Annotated in this window: 26 protein-coding genes; 8 read left to right on the forward strand and 18 right to left on the reverse strand. The window is 71.0% G+C overall.

Annotation, left to right across the window (positions count from 1 at the left end):
• Window positions 1-46 precede the first annotated feature (46 nt).
• From KBX34_RS06085 to KBX34_RS06135, 11 genes are read right to left on the reverse strand one after another with little or no spacing between them, the layout of a single operon-like run.
• Window positions 47-1,048: an amidohydrolase family protein gene (locus KBX34_RS06085; RefSeq protein ID WP_210923677.1), complete on the reverse strand. Its 1,002-nt coding sequence runs from the start codon at window positions 1,046-1,048 to the stop codon at window positions 47-49.
• Window positions 1,048-1,572 (reverse strand): 3-hydroxyanthranilate 3,4-dioxygenase, encoded by a 525-nt coding sequence (locus KBX34_RS06090; protein ID WP_210923679.1) that lies wholly within the window; start codon window positions 1,570-1,572, stop codon window positions 1,048-1,050. Before KBX34_RS06090 ends, KBX34_RS06085 begins: the two co-directional genes overlap by 1 nt.
• Window positions 1,569-1,991 (reverse strand): RidA family protein, encoded by a 423-nt coding sequence (locus tag KBX34_RS06095; RefSeq protein ID WP_088949772.1) that lies wholly within the window; start codon window positions 1,989-1,991, stop codon window positions 1,569-1,571. The genes KBX34_RS06090 and KBX34_RS06095 overlap by 4 nt, the downstream gene beginning before the upstream one ends.
• A complete protein-coding gene (locus KBX34_RS06100) occupies window positions 1,988-2,761 on the reverse strand; it encodes a 2-keto-4-pentenoate hydratase (RefSeq protein ID WP_210923681.1) in 774 nt (257 codons plus the stop codon). The genes KBX34_RS06095 and KBX34_RS06100 overlap by 4 nt, the downstream gene beginning before the upstream one ends.
• The gene (dmpG, locus tag KBX34_RS06105; protein ID WP_210923683.1) at window positions 2,758-3,819 is read right to left on the reverse strand and encodes a 4-hydroxy-2-oxovalerate aldolase; all 1,062 of its coding nucleotides are present in this window, start codon (window positions 3,817-3,819) and stop codon (window positions 2,758-2,760) included. Before dmpG ends, KBX34_RS06100 begins: the two co-directional genes overlap by 4 nt.
• Complete coding sequence (locus KBX34_RS06110) at window positions 3,816-4,751, reverse strand: acetaldehyde dehydrogenase (acetylating) (protein WP_210923685.1); 936 nt, start codon at window positions 4,749-4,751, stop codon at window positions 3,816-3,818. Before KBX34_RS06110 ends, dmpG begins: the two co-directional genes overlap by 4 nt.
• Complete coding sequence (locus KBX34_RS06115; RefSeq protein ID WP_210795448.1) at window positions 4,748-5,545, reverse strand: 2-keto-4-pentenoate hydratase; 798 nt, start codon at window positions 5,543-5,545, stop codon at window positions 4,748-4,750. The genes KBX34_RS06110 and KBX34_RS06115 overlap by 4 nt, the downstream gene beginning before the upstream one ends.
• Before the next feature lie 47 nt (window positions 5,546-5,592).
• The gene (locus tag KBX34_RS06120; protein WP_210923806.1) at window positions 5,593-7,074 is read right to left on the reverse strand and encodes a 2-hydroxymuconic semialdehyde dehydrogenase; all 1,482 of its coding nucleotides are present in this window, start codon (window positions 7,072-7,074) and stop codon (window positions 5,593-5,595) included.
• Window positions 7,075-7,097: 23 nt separating this feature from the next.
• Window positions 7,098-8,435: an NAD(P)/FAD-dependent oxidoreductase gene (locus tag KBX34_RS06125; RefSeq protein ID WP_210923686.1), complete on the reverse strand. Its 1,338-nt coding sequence runs from the start codon at window positions 8,433-8,435 to the stop codon at window positions 7,098-7,100.
• On the reverse strand, window positions 8,432-9,757 hold the full coding sequence (gene kynU / locus KBX34_RS06130; RefSeq protein WP_210923807.1) for a kynureninase: 1,326 nt from the start codon (window positions 9,755-9,757) through the stop codon (window positions 8,432-8,434). The genes KBX34_RS06125 and kynU overlap by 4 nt, the downstream gene beginning before the upstream one ends.
• Entirely contained in the window at window positions 9,733-10,635 is a 903-nt protein-coding gene (locus KBX34_RS06135) for a tryptophan 2,3-dioxygenase (RefSeq protein ID WP_210795486.1), read from the reverse strand. The genes kynU and KBX34_RS06135 overlap by 25 nt, the downstream gene beginning before the upstream one ends.
• Window positions 10,636-10,783: 148 nt before the next feature.
• Between KBX34_RS06135 and KBX34_RS06140 the strand changes: the two genes are divergently transcribed.
• The 3 genes from KBX34_RS06140 to KBX34_RS06150 all read left to right on the forward strand — a co-directional run bounded on the left by KBX34_RS06140 (window position 10,784) and on the right by KBX34_RS06150 (window position 12,730).
• The gene (locus tag KBX34_RS06140) at window positions 10,784-11,248 is read left to right on the forward strand and encodes an Lrp/AsnC family transcriptional regulator (protein ID WP_088949776.1); all 465 of its coding nucleotides are present in this window, start codon (window positions 10,784-10,786) and stop codon (window positions 11,246-11,248) included.
• 105 nt (window positions 11,249-11,353) lie between these two features.
• Window positions 11,354-11,878: a hypothetical protein gene (locus KBX34_RS06145; protein ID WP_210923688.1), complete on the forward strand. Its 525-nt coding sequence runs from the start codon at window positions 11,354-11,356 to the stop codon at window positions 11,876-11,878.
• 75 nt (window positions 11,879-11,953) lie between these two features.
• Window positions 11,954-12,730, forward strand: coding sequence for a class F sortase (locus tag KBX34_RS06150; RefSeq protein WP_247668469.1), 777 nt, complete (start codon window positions 11,954-11,956; stop codon window positions 12,728-12,730).
• Window positions 12,731-12,752: 22 nt separating this feature from the next.
• Here the strand turns inward: KBX34_RS06150 and KBX34_RS06155 are convergent, their stop codons facing one another.
• From KBX34_RS06155 to KBX34_RS06165, 3 genes are read right to left on the reverse strand one after another with little or no spacing between them, the layout of a single operon-like run.
• On the reverse strand, window positions 12,753-13,163 hold the full coding sequence (locus tag KBX34_RS06155; protein ID WP_210923690.1) for a type II toxin-antitoxin system VapC family toxin: 411 nt from the start codon (window positions 13,161-13,163) through the stop codon (window positions 12,753-12,755).
• Window positions 13,160-13,438, reverse strand: a complete 279-nt coding sequence (locus tag KBX34_RS06160; protein WP_099847995.1) for a type II toxin-antitoxin system Phd/YefM family antitoxin — start codon at window positions 13,436-13,438, stop codon at window positions 13,160-13,162. Before KBX34_RS06160 ends, KBX34_RS06155 begins: the two co-directional genes overlap by 4 nt.
• Window positions 13,439-13,498: 60 nt before the next feature.
• The gene (locus KBX34_RS06165; protein WP_030333470.1) at window positions 13,499-14,035 is read right to left on the reverse strand and encodes an HNH endonuclease; all 537 of its coding nucleotides are present in this window, start codon (window positions 14,033-14,035) and stop codon (window positions 13,499-13,501) included.
• 265 nt (window positions 14,036-14,300) lie between these two features.
• On the opposite strand from KBX34_RS06165, the gene KBX34_RS06170 reads away from it, so the two are divergent.
• The 3 genes from KBX34_RS06170 to KBX34_RS06180 all read left to right on the forward strand — a co-directional run bounded on the left by KBX34_RS06170 (window position 14,301) and on the right by KBX34_RS06180 (window position 17,472).
• Window positions 14,301-15,359: a mechanosensitive ion channel family protein gene (locus KBX34_RS06170; protein WP_088949782.1), complete on the forward strand. Its 1,059-nt coding sequence runs from the start codon at window positions 14,301-14,303 to the stop codon at window positions 15,357-15,359.
• Between the two features lie 232 nt (window positions 15,360-15,591).
• Complete coding sequence (locus KBX34_RS06175; RefSeq protein WP_210923691.1) at window positions 15,592-16,974, forward strand: MFS transporter; 1,383 nt, start codon at window positions 15,592-15,594, stop codon at window positions 16,972-16,974.
• 69 nt (window positions 16,975-17,043) lie between these two features.
• Window positions 17,044-17,472, forward strand: coding sequence for a globin (locus tag KBX34_RS06180; RefSeq protein WP_088949784.1), 429 nt, complete (start codon window positions 17,044-17,046; stop codon window positions 17,470-17,472).
• A gap of 19 nt (window positions 17,473-17,491) precedes the next feature.
• Here KBX34_RS06180 and KBX34_RS06185 read toward each other — a convergent pair whose 3' ends face one another.
• From KBX34_RS06185 to ettA, 4 genes are all read right to left on the reverse strand, one after another.
• Window positions 17,492-18,076: a YbjN domain-containing protein gene (locus tag KBX34_RS06185; RefSeq protein ID WP_088949785.1), complete on the reverse strand. Its 585-nt coding sequence runs from the start codon at window positions 18,074-18,076 to the stop codon at window positions 17,492-17,494.
• A gap of 131 nt (window positions 18,077-18,207) precedes the next feature.
• The gene (locus KBX34_RS06190; protein WP_210923693.1) at window positions 18,208-18,939 is read right to left on the reverse strand and encodes a hypothetical protein; all 732 of its coding nucleotides are present in this window, start codon (window positions 18,937-18,939) and stop codon (window positions 18,208-18,210) included.
• Window positions 18,936-19,382, reverse strand: coding sequence for a thioesterase family protein (locus KBX34_RS06195; protein ID WP_210923701.1), 447 nt, complete (start codon window positions 19,380-19,382; stop codon window positions 18,936-18,938). Before KBX34_RS06195 ends, KBX34_RS06190 begins: the two co-directional genes overlap by 4 nt.
• Window positions 19,383-19,396: 14 nt before the next feature.
• The gene (gene ettA / locus KBX34_RS06200; protein WP_088951967.1) at window positions 19,397-21,073 is read right to left on the reverse strand and encodes an energy-dependent translational throttle protein EttA; all 1,677 of its coding nucleotides are present in this window, start codon (window positions 21,071-21,073) and stop codon (window positions 19,397-19,399) included.
• Between the two features lie 210 nt (window positions 21,074-21,283).
• Here ettA and KBX34_RS06205 point away from each other — a divergent pair, with 210 nt between their 5' ends.
• Complete coding sequence (locus KBX34_RS06205; RefSeq protein ID WP_099848009.1) at window positions 21,284-21,568, forward strand: hypothetical protein; 285 nt, start codon at window positions 21,284-21,286, stop codon at window positions 21,566-21,568.
• A complete protein-coding gene (locus KBX34_RS06210; protein ID WP_210795435.1) occupies window positions 21,565-21,957 on the forward strand; it encodes a hypothetical protein in 393 nt (130 codons plus the stop codon). Before KBX34_RS06205 ends, KBX34_RS06210 begins: the two co-directional genes overlap by 4 nt.
• Window positions 21,958-21,976: the final 19 nt, after the last annotated feature.

Consider the following 21,976-nt stretch of genomic DNA (forward strand, 5'->3'; position numbering starts at 1 on the left):
ACGCCGGACTCCCCCACCCACTCGGCCCACCGGCCCACAGATGTGCTCAGCCGCGCAGGAAGCGCTGGGCGTTGGTGGAGAGGAGCTTGTCGCGCTGGGCGTCGGTGAGGAAGTCGGCGTCGCGGACCACCGCGCCGGCCGGGCGTTCCCCCAACGGGTACGGGTAGTCGCTGCCGACCAGCACCCGGTCCTCCCCCATCGTGTCGACCAGCAGCCGCAGCGCGGGCGCCGCGAAGACCACCGAGTCGACACTGAACCGGTCGACGTAGCTGCTGGGCGGGGCGACGGACGCGCCACGGACCAGGTCGCCACGGCGGTGCCAGGCGTTGTCGGCACGGCCCAGCCAGAACGGGAAGCTGCCACCACCGTGTGCGAAGCAGATCCGCAACGTCTCGGGCACCCGGTCGAAGACGCCGCCCAGGATCATCGCCAGCACCGACAGGTGCGTCTCGGCGGGCATTCCGGTGAGCCACCGGGCCATCCAGCGGTCCAGGCGCGGGCCGTCCGGCATGTCCCACGGGTGGACGAAGACGGGTGCGCCCACCTCGGCACAGTGCTGGAGGAAGGTGACCACCCCGGCGTCGTCCAGGTCCCGGTCGCCGACGTGGTTGCCGATCTCCACACCCACGTGCCCGGCGGCCAGGCTGCGATCCAGCTCGGCGCACGCGGCGTCCGGGTCCTGGAGGGGCACCTGGCAGAACGGCACCAGTCGGTCGCCACCGGCGGCGGTGACCTCCAGGGTCAGGTCGTTGAAGATCCGGGCGACCTTCACCGCCTGGTTGGCCGGGCGGTCATAGCTGAAGAAGACCGGGGTGGGCGAGACCACCTGCACGTCCACGCCGTCGGCGTCCATGTCGGCCAGCCGGCGCGACGCGTCCCAGCACTCGGCTCCGACCGGGCGGAACTCCGTCTCCCCCACCATGATCATGGCGGCTCGCTCGGAGTCGACCCGCAGCCACGGCCAGCCGGACCCACCGCACGCCGCGCCGAGGTCCGGCCACCCCTTCGGTACGACGTGCGTGTGCACGTCGACGACGCCTGCGGGCATCAGCCCTTGCCCGGGTGCAGGGTGCCGCAGTTGGCGCAGGTGCGTGCCTGCTCGTCGGCGTAGAACGCCTGGAACACCGGCGGTAGGTCGGCGGCGATGTCGCGGACCTGCAACTCCACCTCGTGCACCTTGTTGCCGCACTCCGGGCAGTACCACTGGAACGTCTCCAGCGTGCCCTCCTCACGGACCCGCTCGACGACCATGCCGATCGAGCCGGCCTCCGGCCGCTGCGGCGAGTGCGGGGTGTTGCGCGGCAGCATCCACATCTGACCCTCGCGCACGTGCACCGTACGCGGCCCCTCGGGGGTGACCAGGTTGATGTGCATGTTGCCCTTGACCTGGTAGAAGAACTCCTCGTACGGGTCCACGTGGAAGTCGGTGCGCTGGTTGGGCCCGCCCACCACCATCACGATGAAGTCGTCCCCGCCGGGGAACATCTCCTTGTTGCCCACCGGCGGCTTCAACAGGTGCTGGTTGGCCGCGATCCACCCGGGAAAGCTGAACGGTTCGGCGATCTCACTCACGACTGACCTCCCGAGGGAAGAAGGGCCACGGCCTGGATCTCGATGAGCAGGTGTGGATGGGGCAACTGGTGCACGGCCACCGTGGTGCGGGTCGGCCCGGACGCGTCGAAGAACTCCGCCCACACCTCGTTGTAACCACCGAAGTCGTTCATGTTGACCAGGTACGACGTCACCTGGACGAGGTCGGTGAGGTCCGCGCCGACGGAGCGCAGCAGATCGCCGATGTTCTCGATCACGGCTCGCGTCTGCACCCGGATGTCGAGGTTGGTCGTGCCGAACTCGTCCACCGACACACCAGCGAAGCTGTTGTCCGGCCGCCGCGACGACGTACCCGAGACGAAGACGAACCCACCCGCGACCTTGACGTGCGGAAAGGCCCCGCGAGGCACAGCCTTGCCGGCCACCACCCGCGCGGTCACGACGACGCCCGCAGCGACGCGGTGCCGAGCTTCTCCACGACCGCACGGACGTGCGCGCCGGGACGCAGCGGCACAGCCGCGGTGGCGGCGCCGGCCAGGAAGACCCACCCGGACTCCAGCCGCACACCGTGCCGGCCGGCCAGCCGGATGCCCTCGTCGAGGGCCCGGCGTGGATCGCCGAGGATCGCCGCCGTCGAACCGACCTGCGCCACCCGCCCGTCGACCTCCAGCAGCACACCCAGGTTGTCCAGACCCCCCGGCACCGGCGACCACGCCCCGATCACGAACGCGGCGGCCGAGGTGTTGTCGGCGATCACGTCCGGCAGCGAGAAGCGGAAGTCCGCGTACCGGGAGTCGATCAGCTCGATGGCCGGGGCGACCGCGCGGACGGCGCTGGCGAAGTCGCCGACCGGCTCACCCGGCTCGGGCAGCCGGTCCAGCAGGAACGCCACCTCCGGCTCGACCCGGGGATGGATGTACGCGGCCCGGTCCACCACGCCACCGTCGGGGACCCGCATCGTGTTGGTGAGCCGCCCCCAGATCACCTCGTCCACGCCGACCTGGGCCATCTTCGCCCTGCTGGTCAGCCCCATCTTCAGCCCGACGAGCCGCTCACCGGCGTCCACCCGGCGCTGGAGCAGTGCGGCCTGCACGCCGTACGCGGCATCCACGTCGAGGCCGGTCTCGGCGGCGAGTTGCGGGATCGCGGTGGCCGTGGCCGCTGCCACGCCCAGCTTCTCGGCGATCCCGGCGATGTCCGGTCCGATCATGAGGGCTCCTTGCCGGCCAGGTCGAGTGCGACGTCCACGATCATGTCCTCCTGGCCGCCGACCATCCGGCGCCGGCCCAGCTCGACCAGGATCGACCGGACGTCCACCCCGTACCTGGTGGAGGCCCGCTCGGCGTGCCGCAGGAAGCTGGAGTAGACCCCCGCGTACCCCAGGGAGAGCGTTTCCCGGTCCACCTGGACCGGTCGGTCCTGCAACGGGCGGACGATGTCGTCGGCCGCGTCCATCAGCGCGAACACGTCGCAGCCGTGCTTCCAGCCGTGCAGCTCGGCGACCGCCACGAAGACCTCCAGCGGTGCGTTGCCGGCACCCGCGCCCATGCCGGCAAGGGAGGCGTCGACGCGGACGGTCCGGCCGTGGGGTGCGTCCGGGCCGACCGGCGCGGACCCGGTGACCCGACCGTGTTCGACGGCGAGCACGCTGTTGGCGACCCCGAGCGACAGGTTGTGGTGCGCGTGGATGCCGATCTGCGTCTCCGGGGCGAGGACCTGCCGATACGCGTCGACGCGCTGCGCCACGTCGGACATCAGCAGCCGGCCACCGGAGTCGGTGACGTAGACGCAGTGCGCGCCGTAGGACTCCATGAGCCTGGCCTGAGCGGCGAGCCCGGCCGGATCGTTCATGTGCGACATCATCAGGAACCCGGCGACGTCCATGCCGTTCTCCCGGGCCCAGGAGATGTGCTGGGCGGAGATGTCCGCCTCGGTGCAGTGGGTGGCGATCCGGACGCTTGTCACCCCGAGCGCCTTCGCGGCCTTCAGGTCGGCGATCGTGCCGATGCCCGGCAGCAGCAGCGTGGTCAGCTTCGCCGTGGTGAGCACCTCGGCTGCCGCGGAGATCCACTCGGCGTCGCTGGCCGCGCCGTGGCCGTAGTTGACGCTGGAACCGGCGAGCCCGTCCCCGTGCGCCACCTCGATCGCGGCCACCCCGGCGGCGTCCAGCGCGGCGGCGATGGTGCGGACCTGCTCGACGCTGTACTGGTGGGCGATGGCGTGCATGCCGTCGCGCAGCGTCACGTCCTGGATGTACAGGTCGGTCATGGCGCGGCCACCTCCGAAGAACGCAGGGCGATCAGCCGCTCCGCGGTACGCAGAGCGGCTGAGGTCATGATGTCCAGGTTCCCGGCGTACGCCGGCAGGTAGTGCCCGGCACCGGAGACCTCCAGGAAGACCGACACCTGCAACGCGGTGAGCTGCCGCCCGAGCGTCGGCACGTACGCCCGCACCCGGTCGAACTGCACGTCCTGCTTGAGCCGGTAGCCGGGGACGTACTCCTGCACCGCCGCCACCATGTCCGCCACCGAGGCGGCGATGGCGTCGGTGTCGGCGTCGGCGTCCGGGCAGAGGCAGTAGACGGTGTCCCGCATGAGCAGTGGCGGGTCCGCCGGGTTCAGCACGATGATCGCCTTGCCCCGCTCGGCCCCACCGACCACCTCGATGGCCCGAGCGGTGGTCTCGGTGAACTCGTCGATGTTGGCCCGGGTGCCCGGCCCGGCCGACCGGGAGGCGATCGAGGCGACGATCTCCCCGTACGCCACCGGGGTGACCCGGCGCACCGCGGCGACGATCGGCACTGTCGCCTGCCCGCCGCAGGTCACCATGTTGACGTTCGGCTCGTGCAGGTGCTCGTCGAGGTTGACCGGCGGCACGACGTACGGGCCGAGCGCGGCCGGGGTCAGGTCGACCACCGTGCGGCCGTGCGCGCGCAGCACCTCGTCGTGGTGTCGGTGCGCTCCCGCCGACGTGGCGTCGAAGACCAGCTCGACGTCGGCGAACTCGGGCATCGCCACGAGCCCGTCCACGCCGTCGGCGGTGGTGGCGACGCCGAGCCGGCGAGCGCGCGCCAGGCCGTCGGAGGCCGGGTCGATGCCGGCCATCGCCACCATGCGCAGGCTGTCGCTCAGCCGCAACACCTTGATCATCAGATCGGTGCCGATGTTTCCCGATCCCAGCACCGCCACGTTAGTGGTCACTGGCCGCCCCTGTCGCTGAAGGATGTGCGCACCGAGCCGAGCCCGGAGATCCGTGCCTCGTACGCGGCTCCCGGGGTGACCGGGACCATCGGGCCGAGCGCCCCGGAGAGCACCACGTCCCCGGCGCGCAGCGGGTCACCGGCGCGGGCGAGCGTGCTGGCCAACCAGTGCAGGGCGTGCAGCGGATTGCCCAGGCAGGCCGCGCCGGCGCCGACCGAGACCGGCTCGCCGGCATGTTCCAGCACCATTCCGCACAGCCGCAGGTCGACGTCGGCGAGGCGGCGAGGCGTGGTGCCGAGCACGAAGAGCCCGCTGGAGGCGTTGTCGGCGACGGTGTCCACGATGGAGATGTCCCAGCCGGCGATCCGCGAGTCGACGATCTCGATCGCCGGCAGCACGTAGTCCACCGCGCGGATCAGGTCGACAGTGGTGATCTGCGGGTCGGCGAGATCCTTGTCGAGCACGAACGCGATCTCCGCTTCGACCCGCGGCTGGAGCAGCCGGTCGATGGGCACCTCGACCCCGTCGCCGACCGCCATGGCGTCGGTCAGCATGCCGAAGTCCGGTTGGAACACCCCGAAGGTCTCCTGCACCGCCCGGGAGGTCAGCCCGATCTTCGCGCCGACCCGGCGTTCGCCGCGGCCCTGCCAGGCCCGCGCCTGGAGCTGCTGCACGTGGTACGCGGACTCGACGTCGCCCTCCGGCAGCAGCCGGCCCCGAAGTGGTGCACACGGCTTGCCGGTGCTGCGGGCGTCGGCCAGCTCCCGGTTGGCGGCCTCGATGTCAGCTTCCATGCCCGCTCCCTCGCTACGGCTCACGACAGGTCCACGCTCGCTACGGCTCACGACAGGTCCACGCAGACGTTGGTGAGTTCGGAGTAGAAGTTCAGCGAGTGCACGCCGCCCTCCCGGCCGATGCCGGACGCCTTCACCCCGCCGAACGGGGTGCGCAGGTCACGCAGGAACCACGTGTTGACCCACACGATGCCGGCGTCGAGCCGGGCGCCGGCCCGGTGCGCGACGCCCACGTCCCGGGTCCAGACGGTCGCCGCGAGGCCGTACTCGGTGCTGTTCGCCAGCGCGTATGCCTCGTCCTCGGTGTCGAACGGCGCGACGTGCACCACCGGCCCGAAGATCTCCTCGCGGTTGGTGCGCGCCTGCGGGCCGAGCCCGGTGAGCACTGTCGGCTGCACGTACGACCCGCCGTCGCGGGTGTCACCGAAGGTGGGCGTGCCGCCACCGGTGAGCACCTCGGCGCCCTCGGCGCGGGCCAGCTCGTACGCGCCGAGCACCTTCGACCGGTGCTGGTGGGAGATCAGCGGCATGGTGGCGGTGGCCTCGTCGGTCGGCCAGCCGTACGCCAGCTCACCGGCCCGCTTCGCCAGCCGGGCGGTGAACTCCTCGAAGACCGGGCGCTGCACGTAGATGCGTTCGGTGCAGAGGCACACCTGCCCGCCGTTGGTGAAGCTGGACCGCACCGAGCCGGCCACGGCGGCGTCCAGGTCGGCGTCGGCGAAGACCAGGCCGGCGTTCTTGCCGCCCAGCTCGAAGCTGACCGCCTTCACGCCGTCGGCGGCGGCCCGCATGATCGCGCCGCCGGTGGCCGACTCGCCGGTGAAGGTGATCGCGTCCACGCCGGGGTGGCGGGTGAGGAACTCACCCGCCGAGTCCGGCCCGAACCCGTGCACCAGGTTGAACACCCCGGCCGGTACGCCCGCGGCGGCCATCACCTCGGCGAGCACCGTCGCCGAGGCGGGTGTCTCCTCGCTGGGCTTGACCACCACGGCGTTGCCGCAGGCCAGCGCCGGGGCGACCTTCCAGGTGAGCAGCAGCAGCGGCAGGTTCCACGGCACGATGACCGCGACCACGCCGACCGGCTTGCGCAGCGCGTAGTTGAGCGCCCGGCCACCGGTCGGGGTGACCGTCGTGAACGACTCGGTGGGCGCGGTCGCCACGATCTCCGCGAACGCCCGGAAGTTCGCCGCACCACGAGGAATGTCCAGCGTGCGGGCCTGGGCGATGGACTTGCCGGTATCGGCGACCTCGGCGGTGACCAGATCGTCGAAGCGGCGCTCCAACTCGTCGGCGACCCGGCGCAGCACCTCGGCGCGTTCCCGTTCGCCCATCCGGCCCCACGGCCCGCGCAGCGCCGCCCGGGCGGCGGCCACCGCGTCGTCCACAGTCGACCGCGACGCCTCGTCCACCTCGAAGACCTGGTCCCCGGTGACCGGGCTGGCCTTGGTGAACGTCGACCCGCCGTCGACGAACTCGCCGGCGACGAAGTTGCGCAACCGCTGCGGGCCACCCGGCGCGTGGCCGGCCATCAGTCGCGGGTCCCACAGGCCGGTCATTCCTGCCTCCCTCGGCTCAGTGCCGCGCCGATCGCGCCGACCAGCAGCAACGCGGCCCCGCCGACGACCGCCCCCAGCACCCGGTGCTGTCGGCGCACCCGGCGGCGCACCTCCGCGTACGGGGTGGTGGAGAACGACACCAGCTCGTACTGCGAAACGTACCGGCCGGGGAGGGCTCGCTCCAGGGCGTGCTCCACCCGCCGCCGCGTCTGGAAGACCGGGGAGGCGACCTTGTCCCGCATCTCCACGAAGTTGGTCAGCGCCATCGTGGCGATGGCCTCGGCGTTCTCCTGCCGGCGTCGCTGGAAGAGGGGCAGCGCCGCCAGCCAGTCGTCGGCGCACTCGTCCAGGCAGCGGTCCAACTCGACCACGTCCTCGAAGGCGCAGTTCGCGCCCTGCCCGTAGAAGGGCACGATCGCGTGCGCAGCGTCACCGAGCAGGCCGACGCTCCCGTTGACCTGCCAGGGCGTGCAGCGAACAGTGCCGAGCACGCCCACCGGGTTGTGCTGGTAGTCGTCGACGAGGTTCGGGGCCAGCGGGATGACGTCCGGGTAGTGCTCGGCGAAGTGCCGCTCGATCTCGGCCGGGCTGGTCAGCGAGGCGAAGCTGCCGGCGCCGTCGTTGGGCCAGAACAACGTGCAGGTGAAGGAGCGGTCCGGGTTCGGCAGCGCGATCATCATCGAGGTGCCGCGCGGCCAGATGTGCAGGGCGTCCGGGTCCAGGGCGAAGTCCCCGCCCAGCGGCGGGATCGTCAACTCCTTGTAGCCGTAGTCGAGGAAGTCCACGCTCTCGTTCAGCAACCCGTACGCGAGCAACTGCCCCCGCACCGCGGAGCCGGCGCCGTCGGCACCCAGCACGACCGACGCCTTGGCGGCGACCGTGCCCTGGGGTGTCTCGAAGCTCAGCGAGCCGTCGGTCGGGTCCAGCCCGACCAACCGGTGGTCGAAGACGACCCGCACCCCGGGCAGCGCGGTGGCCTCGTCCAGCAGGGCGTTGTTCAGCGCGCCCCGGCTGATCGAGTTGATCGCCCGGTCGCCGGCCGCGCTGTACGACTGGAACTGCTGCTCCCCCTCGACCGGGTGGATCATCCGGCCCCGCATCGGCAGCGCGTCGGTCATCACCTGCTCGGCGAGCCCGATCCGGCGCAACGCGTCCAGGCCGCGCTCGGAGAGCGCCAGGTTGATCGAGCGCCCCCGCTCGGCCGTGCCGGCCCGCGGGTCGGAGCGGCGCTCGTAGAGCGCCACCGGGTAGCCGCGCCGGGCCAGGAAGCAGGCGGCCAGACAGCCTGCGAGGCCGGCACCGATGATCGCGACCTCGTCGCGCCGCGCGGTCACGGGTTCACCTGCCCCACCGTCGCGGCGAGCGCCGCCGCGGCCCGCCAACAGTCGAGGTACGTGGAGTAGAGCGGCACCGGGGCGAACCGGATGACGTCCGGTTCGCGGGCGTCGGCGATGACGCCGTGCTCGTGCCGCAGGCGTTTGGTCAGCTCCGCCGCGCTGCCGTGCCCGATGCGCACCGAAAGCTGGCAGCCCCGCCGGGCCGGGTCGCGCGGGGTGACCACGCGCAACGGCCGGTCGACGACGACCTCGTCGAGCAGCGACTCCAACCAGCCGGTGAGTCGCTGGCTGCGGGCGCGCAACGCCGTCATGCCGACCGCGTCGAACACCTCCAGCGAGGTGCGCACCGGGCCCATCGCGAAGATCGGCGGGTTGGAGATCTGCCAGGCCTCCACTGTTGCGGGCGGCCGCGACACCGGGGTCATCTCGAAGCGGGTGGCCGCCGCGGTGCTCCACCAACCCTCGAAGCGGGGCACTGTCTCGTCGCCGAGGTGACGCTCGTGCACGAAGACGCCGGCCAGGGCACCCGGACCTGCGTTCAGATACTTGTAGGAGCACCACGCGGCGAAGTCGACATCCCAGTCGTGCAGGGCCAGTGGCACGTTGCCGACCGCGTGGGCCAGGTCCCAACCGACCACCGCGCCAGCGGCCCGGCCGGCGGCCGTGATCGCCGGGATGTCCAGCAGCTCACCGGTGAGATAGTTGACCCCGCCGAGCAGCACCAGCGCCACCCGGTCGCCCTCGGCGGCCAGGTAGGCGGTCACGTCCTCGGTGCGCAGGGCGTCCTCACCGTCGCGCGGGCGCAACCGGACCACGGTTTCGTCCGGGTCCAAGCCGTGGAACCGGGCCTGGCTGCGCACCGCGTAGCTGTCCGACGGGAACGCCGCGTCCTCGATGACGATGCGGGTGCGCGCGCCGGCCGGGCGGTAGAAGCTCACCATCAGCAGGTGCAGGTTGACCGTGAGCGAGTTCATCACCACGGTCTCCGCGGGGCGGGCGCCGACCAGTCGCGCGGCCGGCGCGGTCAACAACTCGTGGTACGGCAGCCACGCGCGCGCCGCCTCGACGTGCCCCTCGACGCCGAGCCGCGCCCAGGCGTCCAGGTCGGCGAGGAGTTCGTCGCGGGTGGCCCGGGGTTGCAGGCCCAGCGAGTTGCCGGCGAGGTACGCCGACTCGGGGTGGTCGCCGCCGTCGGCCGGGGGCACGTGGAACAGGTGCCGGTGACCCGGGTCGGCTTCGTCGAGGCGGTGCGCCTCTCGTTCTGGGGTGTGCACAGGGGTGTCTCGCTCTCCGGTCACATCGCGGTGCGGGCCGACCACAGCTCCGGGAAAACCACCCGGGCCATGCTGCGTTGCAGCCACGCCAGGCCGGCGGAGCCTCCGCTGCCGACCTTGGCGCCCATCGTCCGCTGCACCGCCTTGACGTGGTTCCACCGCCAGTCGCCGAACTCCTCCGCGACCGAGCTCAGCGCCTCACCGAGCAGTCGCAGGTGGTTGTCCGGGCCGCCGTCGTCGTAGATCCGTACCCAGGCCGCCTCGACCGACGGGTGCGGATCATGTTCGACGGCAACGTCCCGGTCGAGCAGGTCGGCGGGCAGATCGAAGCCACGCCGGGCGAGCAGCGCGAGCACATCGTCCCAGAGGCTCGGCGTGGCCAGCGCGGCGGTCAGCGCGGCGTACACGTCGGTCTGTCGACGGAACGGGCGGATCAGCGTCGGGTCACGCAGCCCGAGCAGGAACTCCAACTGCCGGTACATGGCCGACTGGAAGCCGCTGGCCTCGCCGAGCAGGTTGCGGAACCGGTTGAAGTCGGCCGGGCTCATCCAGCGCAGCCCCTGCCAGGCGGCGTTGAGCCCCTCCAGGTGCAGTTTGGCTCGACGCAACGGCGCCAACGCCTCCCAGACCTGGTCGGCGCGGATCAGCCGCTGGGTCTCCCGCAACTCGTGGCAGGTCAGCCCGAAGTACAGCTCCATGATCTGGCTGACCATCAGGAAGGACATCTCGCCCGGGTCGCTGCTGAGCGGGTGCTGCATCCGGTGCAGGGCGCTGGCCTGCACGTACGCGTCGTACGGCACCATGTCGGCGAACTCCAGCGTGGGCTCGCCACCGGTGCGCTCTGCCTGGGCTGCCCGCTGCCCCGGGGTCACCGGTCGCACCGTGGCGGGGCGGTTCGGCGCCCGCCGCTCCGTCTGATCCACCATCTCGTCTCCCTCCCCCGGACTCGCCGACGTCATGATCCCTCGGTCGGATCGGCCTACGGAATGCCAGATCAACGGCTCTCGCCGCCTTCTCCTGGCGAACCAAAGGCAACTAGGCGAAGTCGGTTCACGAAAGTAAGGTCTGAGCGTGGACGACATGGACTGGGCGCTGCTGCGCGAGTTGCAGGCCGACGCGCGGCTGTCCTTCAGCGAGTTGTCCCGGCGGGTGCACCTGTCGCCACCTGCGGTCGCCGAGCGGGTTCGCCGGCTGGAGGAGTCCGGAGTCATCACCGGCTACCACGCCCATGTCGACCTGAGCCGAGCCGGCCGCACCGTGATCGCGCTGATCCGGATGTCCTGCTACGGGGCGCGATGCATCCTGCACGACCCGGCGGTGGCGGGCTGGCCGGAGATCCTGGAGATCCACCGGATCACCGGGGACGCGTGCAGCGTGCTGAAGGTGGCCGCCGGCTCGATCGGCGCGTTCGAGGGCGTCATCGACCGACTCGCCCCGTACGGCCAGCCGTCGAGCACGATGGTCCTGTCGTCCCCGCTGGGCTGGCAGCCGATCACGCCGCTCCCCTCGACCGGGGTCGCCCCGCGTCAGCGCTGACCCACCCCACCCTCACCGTCTGCGGGTTTGCTCCCGCGCCAGCGGGAAAGCAGCCCGCGTGCCCAGGGGAGGGTTCCGGCGGTCGTCGCCGGTTGGGGGGAAATCATGCAGGGAATCCGCACGATCAACCGCACGCTTTCGTCCGCACTGACACTGGTCGGGCTGGTCGGGGCGTTCGTCCTGATGTCTGTCGCTCCGGCCCGTGCCGGCGAGAACACCTTCGTCGAGGTGACGCCGAACAGCGCCCAGGCCGGTAGCCGGGTCTCCATCAAGGCGAGCTGCGACAACGACAACAACAACCGCCAGTCCAGCGTGCACTCCGATGCGTTCGGGCACGTGACGCTCAGACCGGACAACGGCTTCCTGACCGCGCAGGCCAGCATTCCGCGTGACAAGCAGGCCGGCGATTACGCGGTGGACCTGCGCTGCCAGAACGGCCAGACGGCCACGACCACCCTGACCGTGCTGAACATGGCGTCGCCCAGCAAGGGACCGGCGACCGGGGGCGGCGGGACGGCCGGCGGTCGCGGCACCGGCTCACTGCTGGTGCTCGGCGGCGTGGCGCTGGTGGCCACTGCGATCGCGCTCGGCATGGCGGGCGGCCGGCGTCGGACCGGAGCCGGCTCCTGAGCCGGACGACCCATGACCCGCAGATCCGCGCGTGCGCGGCCGGACCGCCGCGCCCGCCTCCGGGCCGGGCCGGCGCTGCGCGCCTCCGGCCGGCTGGTGGCCCGCGCCTCCCGCCGGCTGGGCCGCGTCGCCGGTCAGGCCGGGTCGGCCAGCATCGCCACCACCGATCCGACCGTCCAGCCGCTGCCACCGAGGCGTCCGGCCGGGTCGCCGTTGGCCGGGCACCGCATCGGTACGGGACCAGGGTTGCCGGTCCTGGCCGTCGCCGCGCTGATGGTGCTGATCGTGGCGATGCTCGGCGTCGAGCAGGTGACCGGCATGAGCCTGTTGCCGGACCAGCTCAGCGCCGGCTTCCGACCGCCACCGAAGAAGTTCCCGGTGCTGTCATCCAGCCGTCCGACCAACCTCGCCATTGACACGATCGACGTCGAGGCGCCGGTGCACGACGTGGGCATCGCCCCGGACGGCACCATCGCCGTGCCGGACGCGGCCCGCGCCCAGGAGGCCGGCTGGTACGACCAGGGGCCCACCCCCGGTCAGTACGGCCCGGCCGTGATCGTCGGGCACGTCGACACCACCAGCGGGCCGGCGGTCTTCCACAAGCTTCGCGACCTGCGCTCCGGTGACCAGATCGAGGTCACCCGCACCGACCGGAGCGTGGCGATCTTCGAGGTGGATTCGGTGGAGCGGTTCGACAAGGGGCGGCTGCCGGTGGACGAGGTGTACGGCGACTTCAGCCGTCCCAGCCTGCGACTGATCACCTGCGGCGGCCAGTGGGTCGGCGGCGAGACGGGCTATTCGGACAACGTGGTGGTCTTCGCGTCGCTGACGAAGGCACGTACAGGTGGTTGACCCGGGTGAAGCGGAACCCGGGTCAGTTCTGACCGGGGCTTGCCACGGGTAACCCCGCAACCTTGGCGCTCTCGAGCAGTCGCCGGTCATAGCTGACGAAGGCGATGAGTGCCGTTCCGGACTCGTTGGTCAGAACCTGAGCGGTGGCAAGGTGAATGGCGTCGAGGCTGCGTAACGTCGGCTCGGCAAACGCGGCAGCGGTCGCACGGATCGTGCCGTCGATCTCCAGCCGAAAGAGCCGTCCGACGGCCGCCGGCACGCCGACCAACGCCTGCGGGGCTGATCGGCGTAACGCGCTGGGCACTTCGACCTCGACCAGCGCGGAGGAGACCAGGGGGACGTCTCCGTGAGTGTTGAGCCAGGAGACAAGCTCAGCGCTGCACGCCTCCTGCCGAACCAACTTGACGACGGCGGCGGAGTCCAGATAGATCACCAGCGCTCCTCGTCCCGCATCTCGGCGAGCGTGGCGGCCACGTCCACATCCTCGTCACCCAGCTTCGGGGGAAGCGGCACAGAGCCGCCGCCGGTCGGAGCGACGGCCCGCCCCGCAGCTACGAGCTTGGCCAGTACCGACCTGTCGTCACTCACCGGAACCAGTCTGGCGATCGGATGCCCACGATCGGTGATCTCGACGGTTTCGCCGCCACTCACCCGAGCCAGCACCTGACTCGTGTTCTGGTTCAGCTCTCGGACCCCGATGCGTTCCACAGACCGAGTGTAGAACCAGATGTTCTACATTGCCAGATGTTCGCGGTCAGACACCGAAGGTCAGGCTGCCGCTTCGGGCTCCCGCAGGTCCAGCCAGTCGGCCCAGCGGGGGTCTGGGGCCCGGTGCCCGAGCACCCGCCAGGCGGTGCCCTTCGGCGCGGCCGGCAGCGCGTGCAACCGCCACCCCATCTCGGCCGGAGTCTTGTCACCCTTGGTGTGGTTGCACCGGGCACAGGCGGCGACCACGTTCTCCCAGGCGTGCCGGCCACCGCGGCTGCGCGGAAAGACGTGGTCGATGGTCTCGGCCGGGCCCCGGCAGTAGGCGCACCGCCACCCGTCCCGGGCGAAGATCGCCCGCCGGGACAGCCCGACGTGCGTCCGGTAGGGCACCCGGACGAAGCGCGTCAACCGGACCACGGACGGCACCGGGAGCGCGTCCCGGGCACTGTGCAGGATGCCGTCACCGTCGGCGACGCAGACAGCCTTGGCGGAGAGGACGAGGATCGCGGCGCGGCGCACCGACACGACACACAGCGGCTCGTAGGTGGCGTTGAGGACCAACGCGCCGGAGCCCACCGTGGGTCGTATGTCAGGCATCGCGCTCACCCTCCCGGTTCAGCGGCTGCTGCGAACCGCCGCCGACCGGGGTCGGGCACGCCGGCCCACCCGGTCGACGCCGGGCCGATCACCGACGTCCGTTGCGCCAATAGTCCCTGATCGGACCCCGGATTGCACGTACTAATCCGGGGTCGGACATGAAGCTCTCTCTCGCACCTGTCACGATGGCCGGTTCGCCCCGTTCCGGTCGTGCCCTCTGCGGCAGTTCACCCGCCGGTGGGTCGGCGGCGGAGTGTCGGGTCCCTTGCGGTACGAAGACAGGGTGAGTGCCGCCAGCGTGACGCCCCTTGCCCTGTCCACCGCCGATTCGGTGAACTGCCAGGGCAGCACCTCCTGCGAGTGGATCTACGACATCACCAGATCGGCCTGGTTCGCCGAGGGCAGTTACTGGATCCTGCTCAAGCCGCTGCGGGTGCTGGTGATCCTGGCGCTGGCGATGGTGGCCCGCTGGGCGCTGCACCGCACCATCAACCGGTTGGTCCGGACGACCACCGAGGGCGCGGTGCCGACGATGCTGCGCCCGCTGCGCGAGCGGGTGCCCAGCACGGCGGGTGACCCGGCGGAGTTCGTGCCCGAGCGGCGACGGCAGCGTGCTGAGGCGATCGGCTCCGTGCTGCGCAGCCTGACCACCGCGTTCGTCTTCGGCATCGCGCTGCTGATGATCCTGCGCGAGTTCAGCTTCGACCTGGCTCCACTGCTGGCCAGCGCGGGGATCGCCGGCGTAGCACTGGGTTTCGGCGCGCAGAGCCTGGTCAAGGACCTGATCGCCGGCCTCTTCATGCTGATCGAGGATCAGTACGGCGTGGGCGACAACGTCGACCTGGGCGAGGCGATGGGCGTGGTCGAGTCGGTCGGGCTGCGGGTCACCACGGTGCGCGACGGTCGCGGCGTGCTCTGGTACATCCGCAACGGCGAAATCATCCGGGTGGGCAACAAGAGCCAGGGTTGGGCCCTCGTGGTGGTGGACCTGCCGATCGGTTTCAACAGCACCGAGGAGGCCACCGCTGTCCTGCGGACCGCGGCCGCCTCGATCGCGGTGGACCCGGAGCTGTCACCGGAGATCGTCGAGGCGCCGGAGGTGCTGGGCGTCGAGCAGGTGACGGTGGACGGCGCGGTCATCCGGACGGTGGTGAAGACCACCGCGGACGGGCAGTTCGCGGTGGGCCGGGAGCTGCGTCGGCGGCTCGCCGAGGCACTGGAGAACTCGGGGATCACCGCGCAGATCGCGGCTGCTCGTATCTATCCCGGTCTGCCGACCCGGCCCCTGCCCGACAGCGAGACCGGTCAGGGTGGCGCTACCTGACCCAGGCGAAAATGTCCGCCGATGCAGGGTCGCCAGCCGCCCGGCCCCTCAGGTATCGTCCGTTCGTTCAGTCGGGGAAGCGACGATCGATCCGTTCGCCCTAGCTAGTTGTCAGACGATCGGGCAGAATCCGGAACACGCGTTCCCGACGGAGCGTGATCACATACTCGCTGATCCGCAGATCTGACGAGGGCTTCCGGCCTGGCTGCCACGAGCGGCCGAACCGGAGCCGATGGAGGCGACGGTGCCCGACGAGCGACCTTCCGCGGAAGGCCCCGCCACCTTTCGCGAAGTGTTCGCCCAGCACGAGTTTCGGGCCGTGTTCGTGGCTGGTGCTCTCTCCTGGGTCGGTGACTACGTCGCGAAGGCGGCCGTCACCCTGCTCGTCTACCAGCAGACCCGGTCCGTCGCGCTCTCCGCGGCAGCCTTCGCGGTCAGCTTCCTGCCCTGGCTGCTCGGTGGTCCTGTGCTCGCCGCACTTGCGGAGCGGCACCCGTACCGCAAGGTGATGGTGTCATGTGACGTCATCCGCATGCTGCTGATGCTGCTCATCGCCATCCCGAACCTGCCGTACCAGGCTGTGTTGGTGCTGATCTTCGCTGCCACACTGGCCAACCCGCCCAGCCAGGCGGCGAAGTCCGCGCTGATGCCGCAGATGCTCACCGGGGACCGGCTGGTGCTCGGGCTGTCGCTGAACAGCAGCGTCGGGCAGGCCGCCCAGGTCATCGGGTACGTGTTCGGCGCAGCGGTCGCCTCGATCGACCCGGTGGTCGCGCTGCTGTTCAACGCGGCGACGTTCGGCCTGTCCGCGCTGCTGGTCCGCCTCGGCGTACGCGACCGCCCGGCGTCCATGAACCCTGCGCACCGCAGCCACCTCCTGCGGGAGACGCGCGAGGGGTTCGCCATCGTGTTCCGCACACCGGTGTTGCGGGCGATCGCGGTGCTGGTCTTCAGCGCCATGCTCTTCTCGATCGTCCCGGAGGGGCTCGCCGCCGCCTGGGCCAACGAGGGCGCCAAGGGCGACCTGAGCAGGGGCGCGGCGCAGGCGGTGATCATGGTGGCCAACCCCGTGGGCTTCGTCCTGGGCGGGTTGCTGGTGAGCCGGCTGTTCGGGCCGGCCCGCCGGATGAAGCTGATGCGGCCACTCGCGGTGCTCGCCCCACTGGTGCTGGTGCCGGCGCTGCTCGATCCGTCCCCGCTGGTGGTGGCGTTGCTGGCCGCCCTCTGCGGGTTCGCCGTCGCCGGCATGCTGCCGATGGCCAACGGGTTGTTCGTCCAGGCACTGCCCAACGGCTTCCGCGCCCGTGCCTTCGGCGTGATGGCCACCGGTGTCCAGGTCATCCAGGGTGTCGCGGTGCTGGTCACCGGGCTGCTCGCCGAGCGGTTCCCCATCCCGGTGGTGGTCGGGTTGTGGAGCGCGGCCGGAGTGGTGCTCATGGGGGTGGCCGCGCTGCGCTGGCCGGACCGGCAGACCATGGACGACGCGATCGCCGCAGCCACAGCGGCCAACGCCCAGCCGCCGCAGGAACCTCCCAGCCCTGCCAAGGACGACACGGAGGTGGGCACTCCCGAGCCGCGCTCCGGCGACGGGCACCGCCGCCACGCGGTCACCTGACCCCCGGCGTGATCCGACGCACGCCGCACGGGTCGGGCCGGCACGGAGCGCACCTGGCAGGATGGAACGGTGAACCCCGCAGGTGAATCCGACCGTCCTGGTGCGTCGATGACCCTCTTCGAAGCGGTCGGCGGCGAGCCCACCTTCCGCAAGCTGGTCGACGAGTTCTACGCCGGCGTCGCCACCGATCCCCTGCTGCGGCCCATGTACCCGGAGGAAGACCTGGGGCCGGCCGCGGATCGGATGACCCTGTTCCTCATGCAGTACTGGGGCGGCCCCAACACCTACTCCGCCCAGCGCGGCCATCCGCGGCTGCGGATGCGGCACGCGCCCTTCCGGATCGGCGCCGCCGAGCGGGACGCCTGGCTGCGGAACATGCGCCGCGCCGTGGACCGGCTCGACCTCGAGCCGGAGATCGCCGCCACACTCTGGGACTACCTGGAGCGCGCCGCATACTTCATGGTCAACGCCGAGGAGGACCCGGCCAACGGCGGCTGATCGCCGGGCCGAGGTTGCGTCAGAGCAGCGCGCCCTCGTCGTGCAGCCAGTCCACGAAGCTGGTGGCCACCGCCGCGCCGCAGTCGAGCATCTCGACCAGGAGCGCGTCGTGGGTGCCGGCGCCGAGCGGCACCTGGAGCTCGGCGTAGATCGGTAGCTGCCCACGCTCGGTCGGGTCGCCGATGTACGCCTTGCAGAACCGGCGGGTGTGGTTCCACTCGTTGACCACCCGGTATGCCCGGTCGGCCCAGTCCGGCGGGACGGTGGCATGTGGGCGTGCCCGCATGACCAGGATCTCGTCCTCCGGCCCTTCGAGGGTGACCAGCACGGCGTGCCGTTCCCACATGGCCAGCAGGTTGCCGTCGCCGTCGGCCAGGTAGCGCACGTCGAGCAGGTCGAGTGCGTCACAGACCCGGCGCAGACTCACCGGCTCGACGTTGGCGGGCATCTCGGACAGCACCGGCCGCTCATTGGCCGGGCAGTCGTCCCCCGGCTGGCGGGGGCTGGGCGGCCCGACCCGGACCGCGCTCTCCACTGTGATCCCGCTTCGGGTTTCCGGATCGCCGCCGTCGGCGGGACCGGGGCGCCATGACCACCACGGCATCGCTCGCGCACCTCACTCCCCAGCGGATCCAGCCGCCTACGGTGCGTTGGATCCGAGGATGGACGGTACCCGGACAGCCGAGTTGAAGCACCCCCCCAACGACCGCCCCAGCCCAGAAGAATGAGCCGGGGTCAGCCGTTCGGACGAGTACTCAGGGGTGTCACGGCAAGATCCGTGGCCTTCTGCGACCATGCCGCTCCGTATGGTCCCACCAGGCCAACCCAACGACCCGCCACCCGCACCTGAACGTCGGGACCGCCGTGGCCGGCGACCGGGCCGTCAGCGGCGCCGAGGAAGCCCATCCGGACCACCGCCTGCACCAGCCGCTGGGGCACCTCGACCGGCTCGGCGGGCGACCCGTCCGGAGTGACCAGCACCGCCACGTGGTCGAGCAACGCGTCGCGCAGCGCACGCTGACCCACCGCGCGGCCGGCCACCCCCTGCTCGCTCGCCGTCCGCAGGGTGCCCGCCGCCGCCTGCGCGATCCGTCGCAGCTCGGCGACCGGCAGCGCCTCCACCTGCCGGCTGCGCACCGGCGGCAGCGGCCACCGCCACTGCGCGTCCCGGCGGGTCGGCAGGGCCGCACCGCCACGCTCCAGCTCGGCCAGCAGCTCGGCGGCGGCCACCGTGACGTCGTCGGCCGGCCCACCGGCCACCGTGCGGACCACGAGGACCTGCCACGGCAGCCGGGCCCAGAGTGCGACCCGGCCGGGCCCACCGGCCGGCCGCAGCCGGACCGGTGCGACCGGGTCCAGCCGGACCAGTCGGGCCAGGAAGGCGCCCGCGTCCGCCACCCCGGCGACACCGTGCGTCGGGGTCGACGCGGCCGTCCGCCCCGGCTCGGCCGTACCCGGCCGGGTCATGCCGCCCCGGCCTGTGGGGCGTACGTGAGAAGGAAGTCCCGCTCCTCAGGTGTGATCCGTCGGGGCACCTGGCGGGTCAGGTCGAACGGCACCAGCACCGAACGGGCGCGGCTGGCCAGCACCTCGCCGTCGTACAGCTCGTACGCGACAGTGAACCGGGAGGCCCGGATCTCCTCCACCCACAGCTCGATCCGAACGGTGGGCGCCGCCTCCGCGGTGGCCCGGCCCAGCGCGTAGTCGACCGGGCGCAGGTAGTCGACCTCGTGCCGACGGATCACCACCCCGTCGGCGAACGAGCCGACCCCCCAGGCCCGGCCGCCAGCGAACATCAACGCCACCCGCGCCTCCTCGTACAGGGTGAGGAAGCGCGAGTTGTTGACGTGGCCGTACGCGTCCAGGTCGGACCAGCGCAGCGTGCAGTGGTAGACGAACCGGTCAGACACCTTCTCGGCCCCGGTCAGTCGCGGGTCAGCTTGCGGTAGGTCACCCGGTGCGGCCGGGCAGCCTCCGCGCCGAGGCGGTCGATCTTGTTCTTCTCGTACGCCTCGAAGTTGCCCTCGAACCAGAACCACCGGGTCGGGTCCTGGTCGTCGCCCTCCCAGGCCAGGATGTGCGTGGAGACGCGGTCCAGGAACATCCGGTCGTGCGAGATGACCACGGCGCAGCCGGGGAACTCCAGCAGCGCGTTCTCCAGGCTGGACAGCGTCTCCACGTCCAGGTCGTTCGTCGGCTCGTCGAGCAGGATGACGTTGCCGCCGATCTTCAGGGTCAGCGCCAGGTTGAGCCGGTTGCGCTCACCGCCGGAGAGCACCTTCGTCGGCTTCTGCTGATCCGGTCCCTTGAAGCCGAACGCGGCGATGTACGCCCGCGACGGCATCTCGACCTTGCCCACCATCAGGTAGTCCAACCCGTCGGAGACGACCTCCCAGACGGTCTTGTCGCCGTTGAGGCCTTCGCGGTTCTGGTCGACGTATGACAGCGAGACGGTGGGGCCGACCCGGACCTGGCCGCCGGTCGGCTCCTCCAGCCCGACGATGGTCTTGAACAGGGTGGTCTTGCCGACGCCGTTGGGGCCGATGATGCCGACGATGCCGTTGCGCGGCAGCGAGAACGACAGGTTGTCGATCAGCAGCCGGTCGCCGAAGCCCTTGCTGAGGTTGACCGCCTCGATCACCGTGCTGCCCAGACGCGGGCCCGGCGGGATCTGGATCTCCTCGAAGTCGAGCTTGCGGGTCTTCTCCGCCTCGTTGGCCATCTCGTCGTACCGGTCCAGGCGGGCCTTGGACTTGGTCTGGCGGGCCTTGGCGTTGGAGCGGACCCACTCCAGTTCCTCGGTGAGGCGCTTCTTCATCTTGGCGTCGCGGCGACCCTCGACAGCCAGGCGGGCGGCCTTCTTCTCCAGGTAGGTGGAGTAGTTGCCCTCGTAACCGATGGCCCGGCCGCGGTCCAGCTCCAGGATCCAGCCGGCCACGTTGTCGAGGAAGTACCGGTCGTGGGTGATCGCCATGACGGTGCCGGCGTACTTGGCGAGGTGCTGCTCCAGCCAGGAGACGCTCTCCGCGTCCAGGTGGTTGGTGGGCTCGTCGAGCAGCAGCAGGTCGGGCGCTTCCAGCAGCAGCTTGCAGAGCGCGACGCGGCGGCGCTCACCACCGGAGAGCTGGGTCACGTCGGCGTCCGGCGGGGGGCAGCGCAGCGCGTCCATGGCCAGTTCGAGCTTGGAGTCGACGTCCCAGGCGTCGAGGTGGTCCAGCTCCTCCTGGAGCTTGCCCATCTCCTCCATCAGCTCGTCGGAGTAGTCGGTCGCCATCTGCTCGGCGATCTTGTTGAAGCGCTCCAGCTTGGCCTTGGTCTCGGCGACCGCCTCTTCGACGTTGCCGAGCACGGTCTTGGCCTCGTTGAGCGGGGGCTCCTGGGCGAGCATGCCGACGGTGTAACCGGGCATCAGCCGGGCCTCGCCGTTGCTCGGCTTGTCCAGCCCTGCCATGATCTTGAGGAGGCTGGACTTACCGGCGCCGTTCGGACCGAGCACACCGATCTTGGCTCCCGGCAGGAAGCTCAACGTCACGTTGTCGAGCACGACCTTGTCGCCGTGCGCCTTGCGGGCCTTTTCCAGGACGTAGATGTACTGGGCCACGGTGCGGGCTACCTCCGTCGGTTGCTGTCGCTGATCGGCGGCGCGGGCGCGGGCTGCGAAGACCGCCCGCCGCCGCCGGCCGGTGACCGGCCGCGCGCACGCCATCGTCAATCCTGACAGGTACGACGCGGTTCGCCCACATCACCCCGCCTCAGGAGTACGCGGGCGAGCCTCCTTGCCAGAGCCGGTAAGGCAAATTACGGTTTCGGTATGACCAAGAAGATCACGATCAGCCTGCCCGATGATCTTGCAGACCGGCTGACTGAGGAGCCGAACGCCTCCGCCTATGTCGCGGAGTCCCTCCGACGGCGAGTGGCCGGGGAGAAGACGCGGGAGATCCTTCGGCGGGTCGGTTTCGAGATCACTGATGAGGGCGTAGCGGGGGTACACGCCGAGATGGAGCAGTTGAGGGCGAGCATCACCCCCGAACTGCGCGAACAGGCGGCCCAACTCCAGGCCGAGGTCTTGGCGGCACGCGCGAGAGCCAGCCGGTGACGGACTACGGCTTGGCGCTGGATGCGACCGCCCTGCTGGCCTATTCGTCATCGTCACGGGATGTCGGTCACCGCATCGCGGAAGCCGCTGACTATGGCGTGCACGTGCTGGTGCCGGCACTCTGCCTCGTCCGTGCGCACCAGGAGGCCACTCCCGGCCAGTGGGAGATGCTCGAAGTGCTCGCCGCGTTGCCGCACATCCGGGTCACCCCGGTCGAGCCGAACATGTGCTCGTTTCTCGGCGGATGGTCACGCCGAATGGCCGGGAACACGGACCTGGCCCAGCTGGCGATGGACGCTGCCGCCCACCCCCTCGTGCCGATCATGACGGATCGGCGGGAGTTGCTCGGCGAGGTGCTGCCCAAGGAATGGCCGATCATCGACCTCTGACCCACGGCCTGTCGACAAG

Origin of the sequence: Micromonospora sp. M61, assembly GCF_018070245.1 — a bacterium.
In the GTDB taxonomy this organism is placed as follows: Bacteria; Actinomycetota; Actinomycetes; order Mycobacteriales; family Micromonosporaceae; genus Micromonospora; species Micromonospora zamorensis.

Coding starts and splice junctions, on each gene's coding strand:
- KBX34_RS06085 (WP_210923677.1), bottom strand. CDS start 1,048: ATGCCCGCAGGCGTCGTCGACGTGCACACGCACGTCGTACCGAAGGGG.
- KBX34_RS06100 (WP_210923681.1), bottom strand. CDS start 2,761: ATGATCGGACCGGACATCGCCGGGATCGCCGAGAAGCTGGGCGTGGCA.
- dmpG (WP_210923683.1), bottom strand. CDS start 3,819: ATGACCGACCTGTACATCCAGGACGTGACGCTGCGCGACGGCATGCAC.
- KBX34_RS06115 (WP_210795448.1), bottom strand. CDS start 5,545: ATGGAAGCTGACATCGAGGCCGCCAACCGGGAGCTGGCCGACGCCCGC.
- KBX34_RS06120 (WP_210923806.1), bottom strand. CDS start 7,074: ATGGCCGGCCACGCGCCGGGTGGCCCGCAGCGGTTGCGCAACTTCGTC.
- KBX34_RS06145 (WP_210923688.1), top strand. CDS start 11,354: ATGCAGGGAATCCGCACGATCAACCGCACGCTTTCGTCCGCACTGACA.
- KBX34_RS06165 (WP_030333470.1), bottom strand. CDS start 14,035: ATGCCTGACATACGACCCACGGTGGGCTCCGGCGCGTTGGTCCTCAAC.
- KBX34_RS06175 (WP_210923691.1), top strand. CDS start 15,592: ATGGAGGCGACGGTGCCCGACGAGCGACCTTCCGCGGAAGGCCCCGCC.
- KBX34_RS06185 (WP_088949785.1), bottom strand. CDS start 18,076: ATGCCGTGGTGGTCATGGCGCCCCGGTCCCGCCGACGGCGGCGATCCG.
- KBX34_RS06190 (WP_210923693.1), bottom strand. CDS start 18,939: ATGACCCGGCCGGGTACGGCCGAGCCGGGGCGGACGGCCGCGTCGACC.
- KBX34_RS06205 (WP_099848009.1), top strand. CDS start 21,284: ATGACCAAGAAGATCACGATCAGCCTGCCCGATGATCTTGCAGACCGG.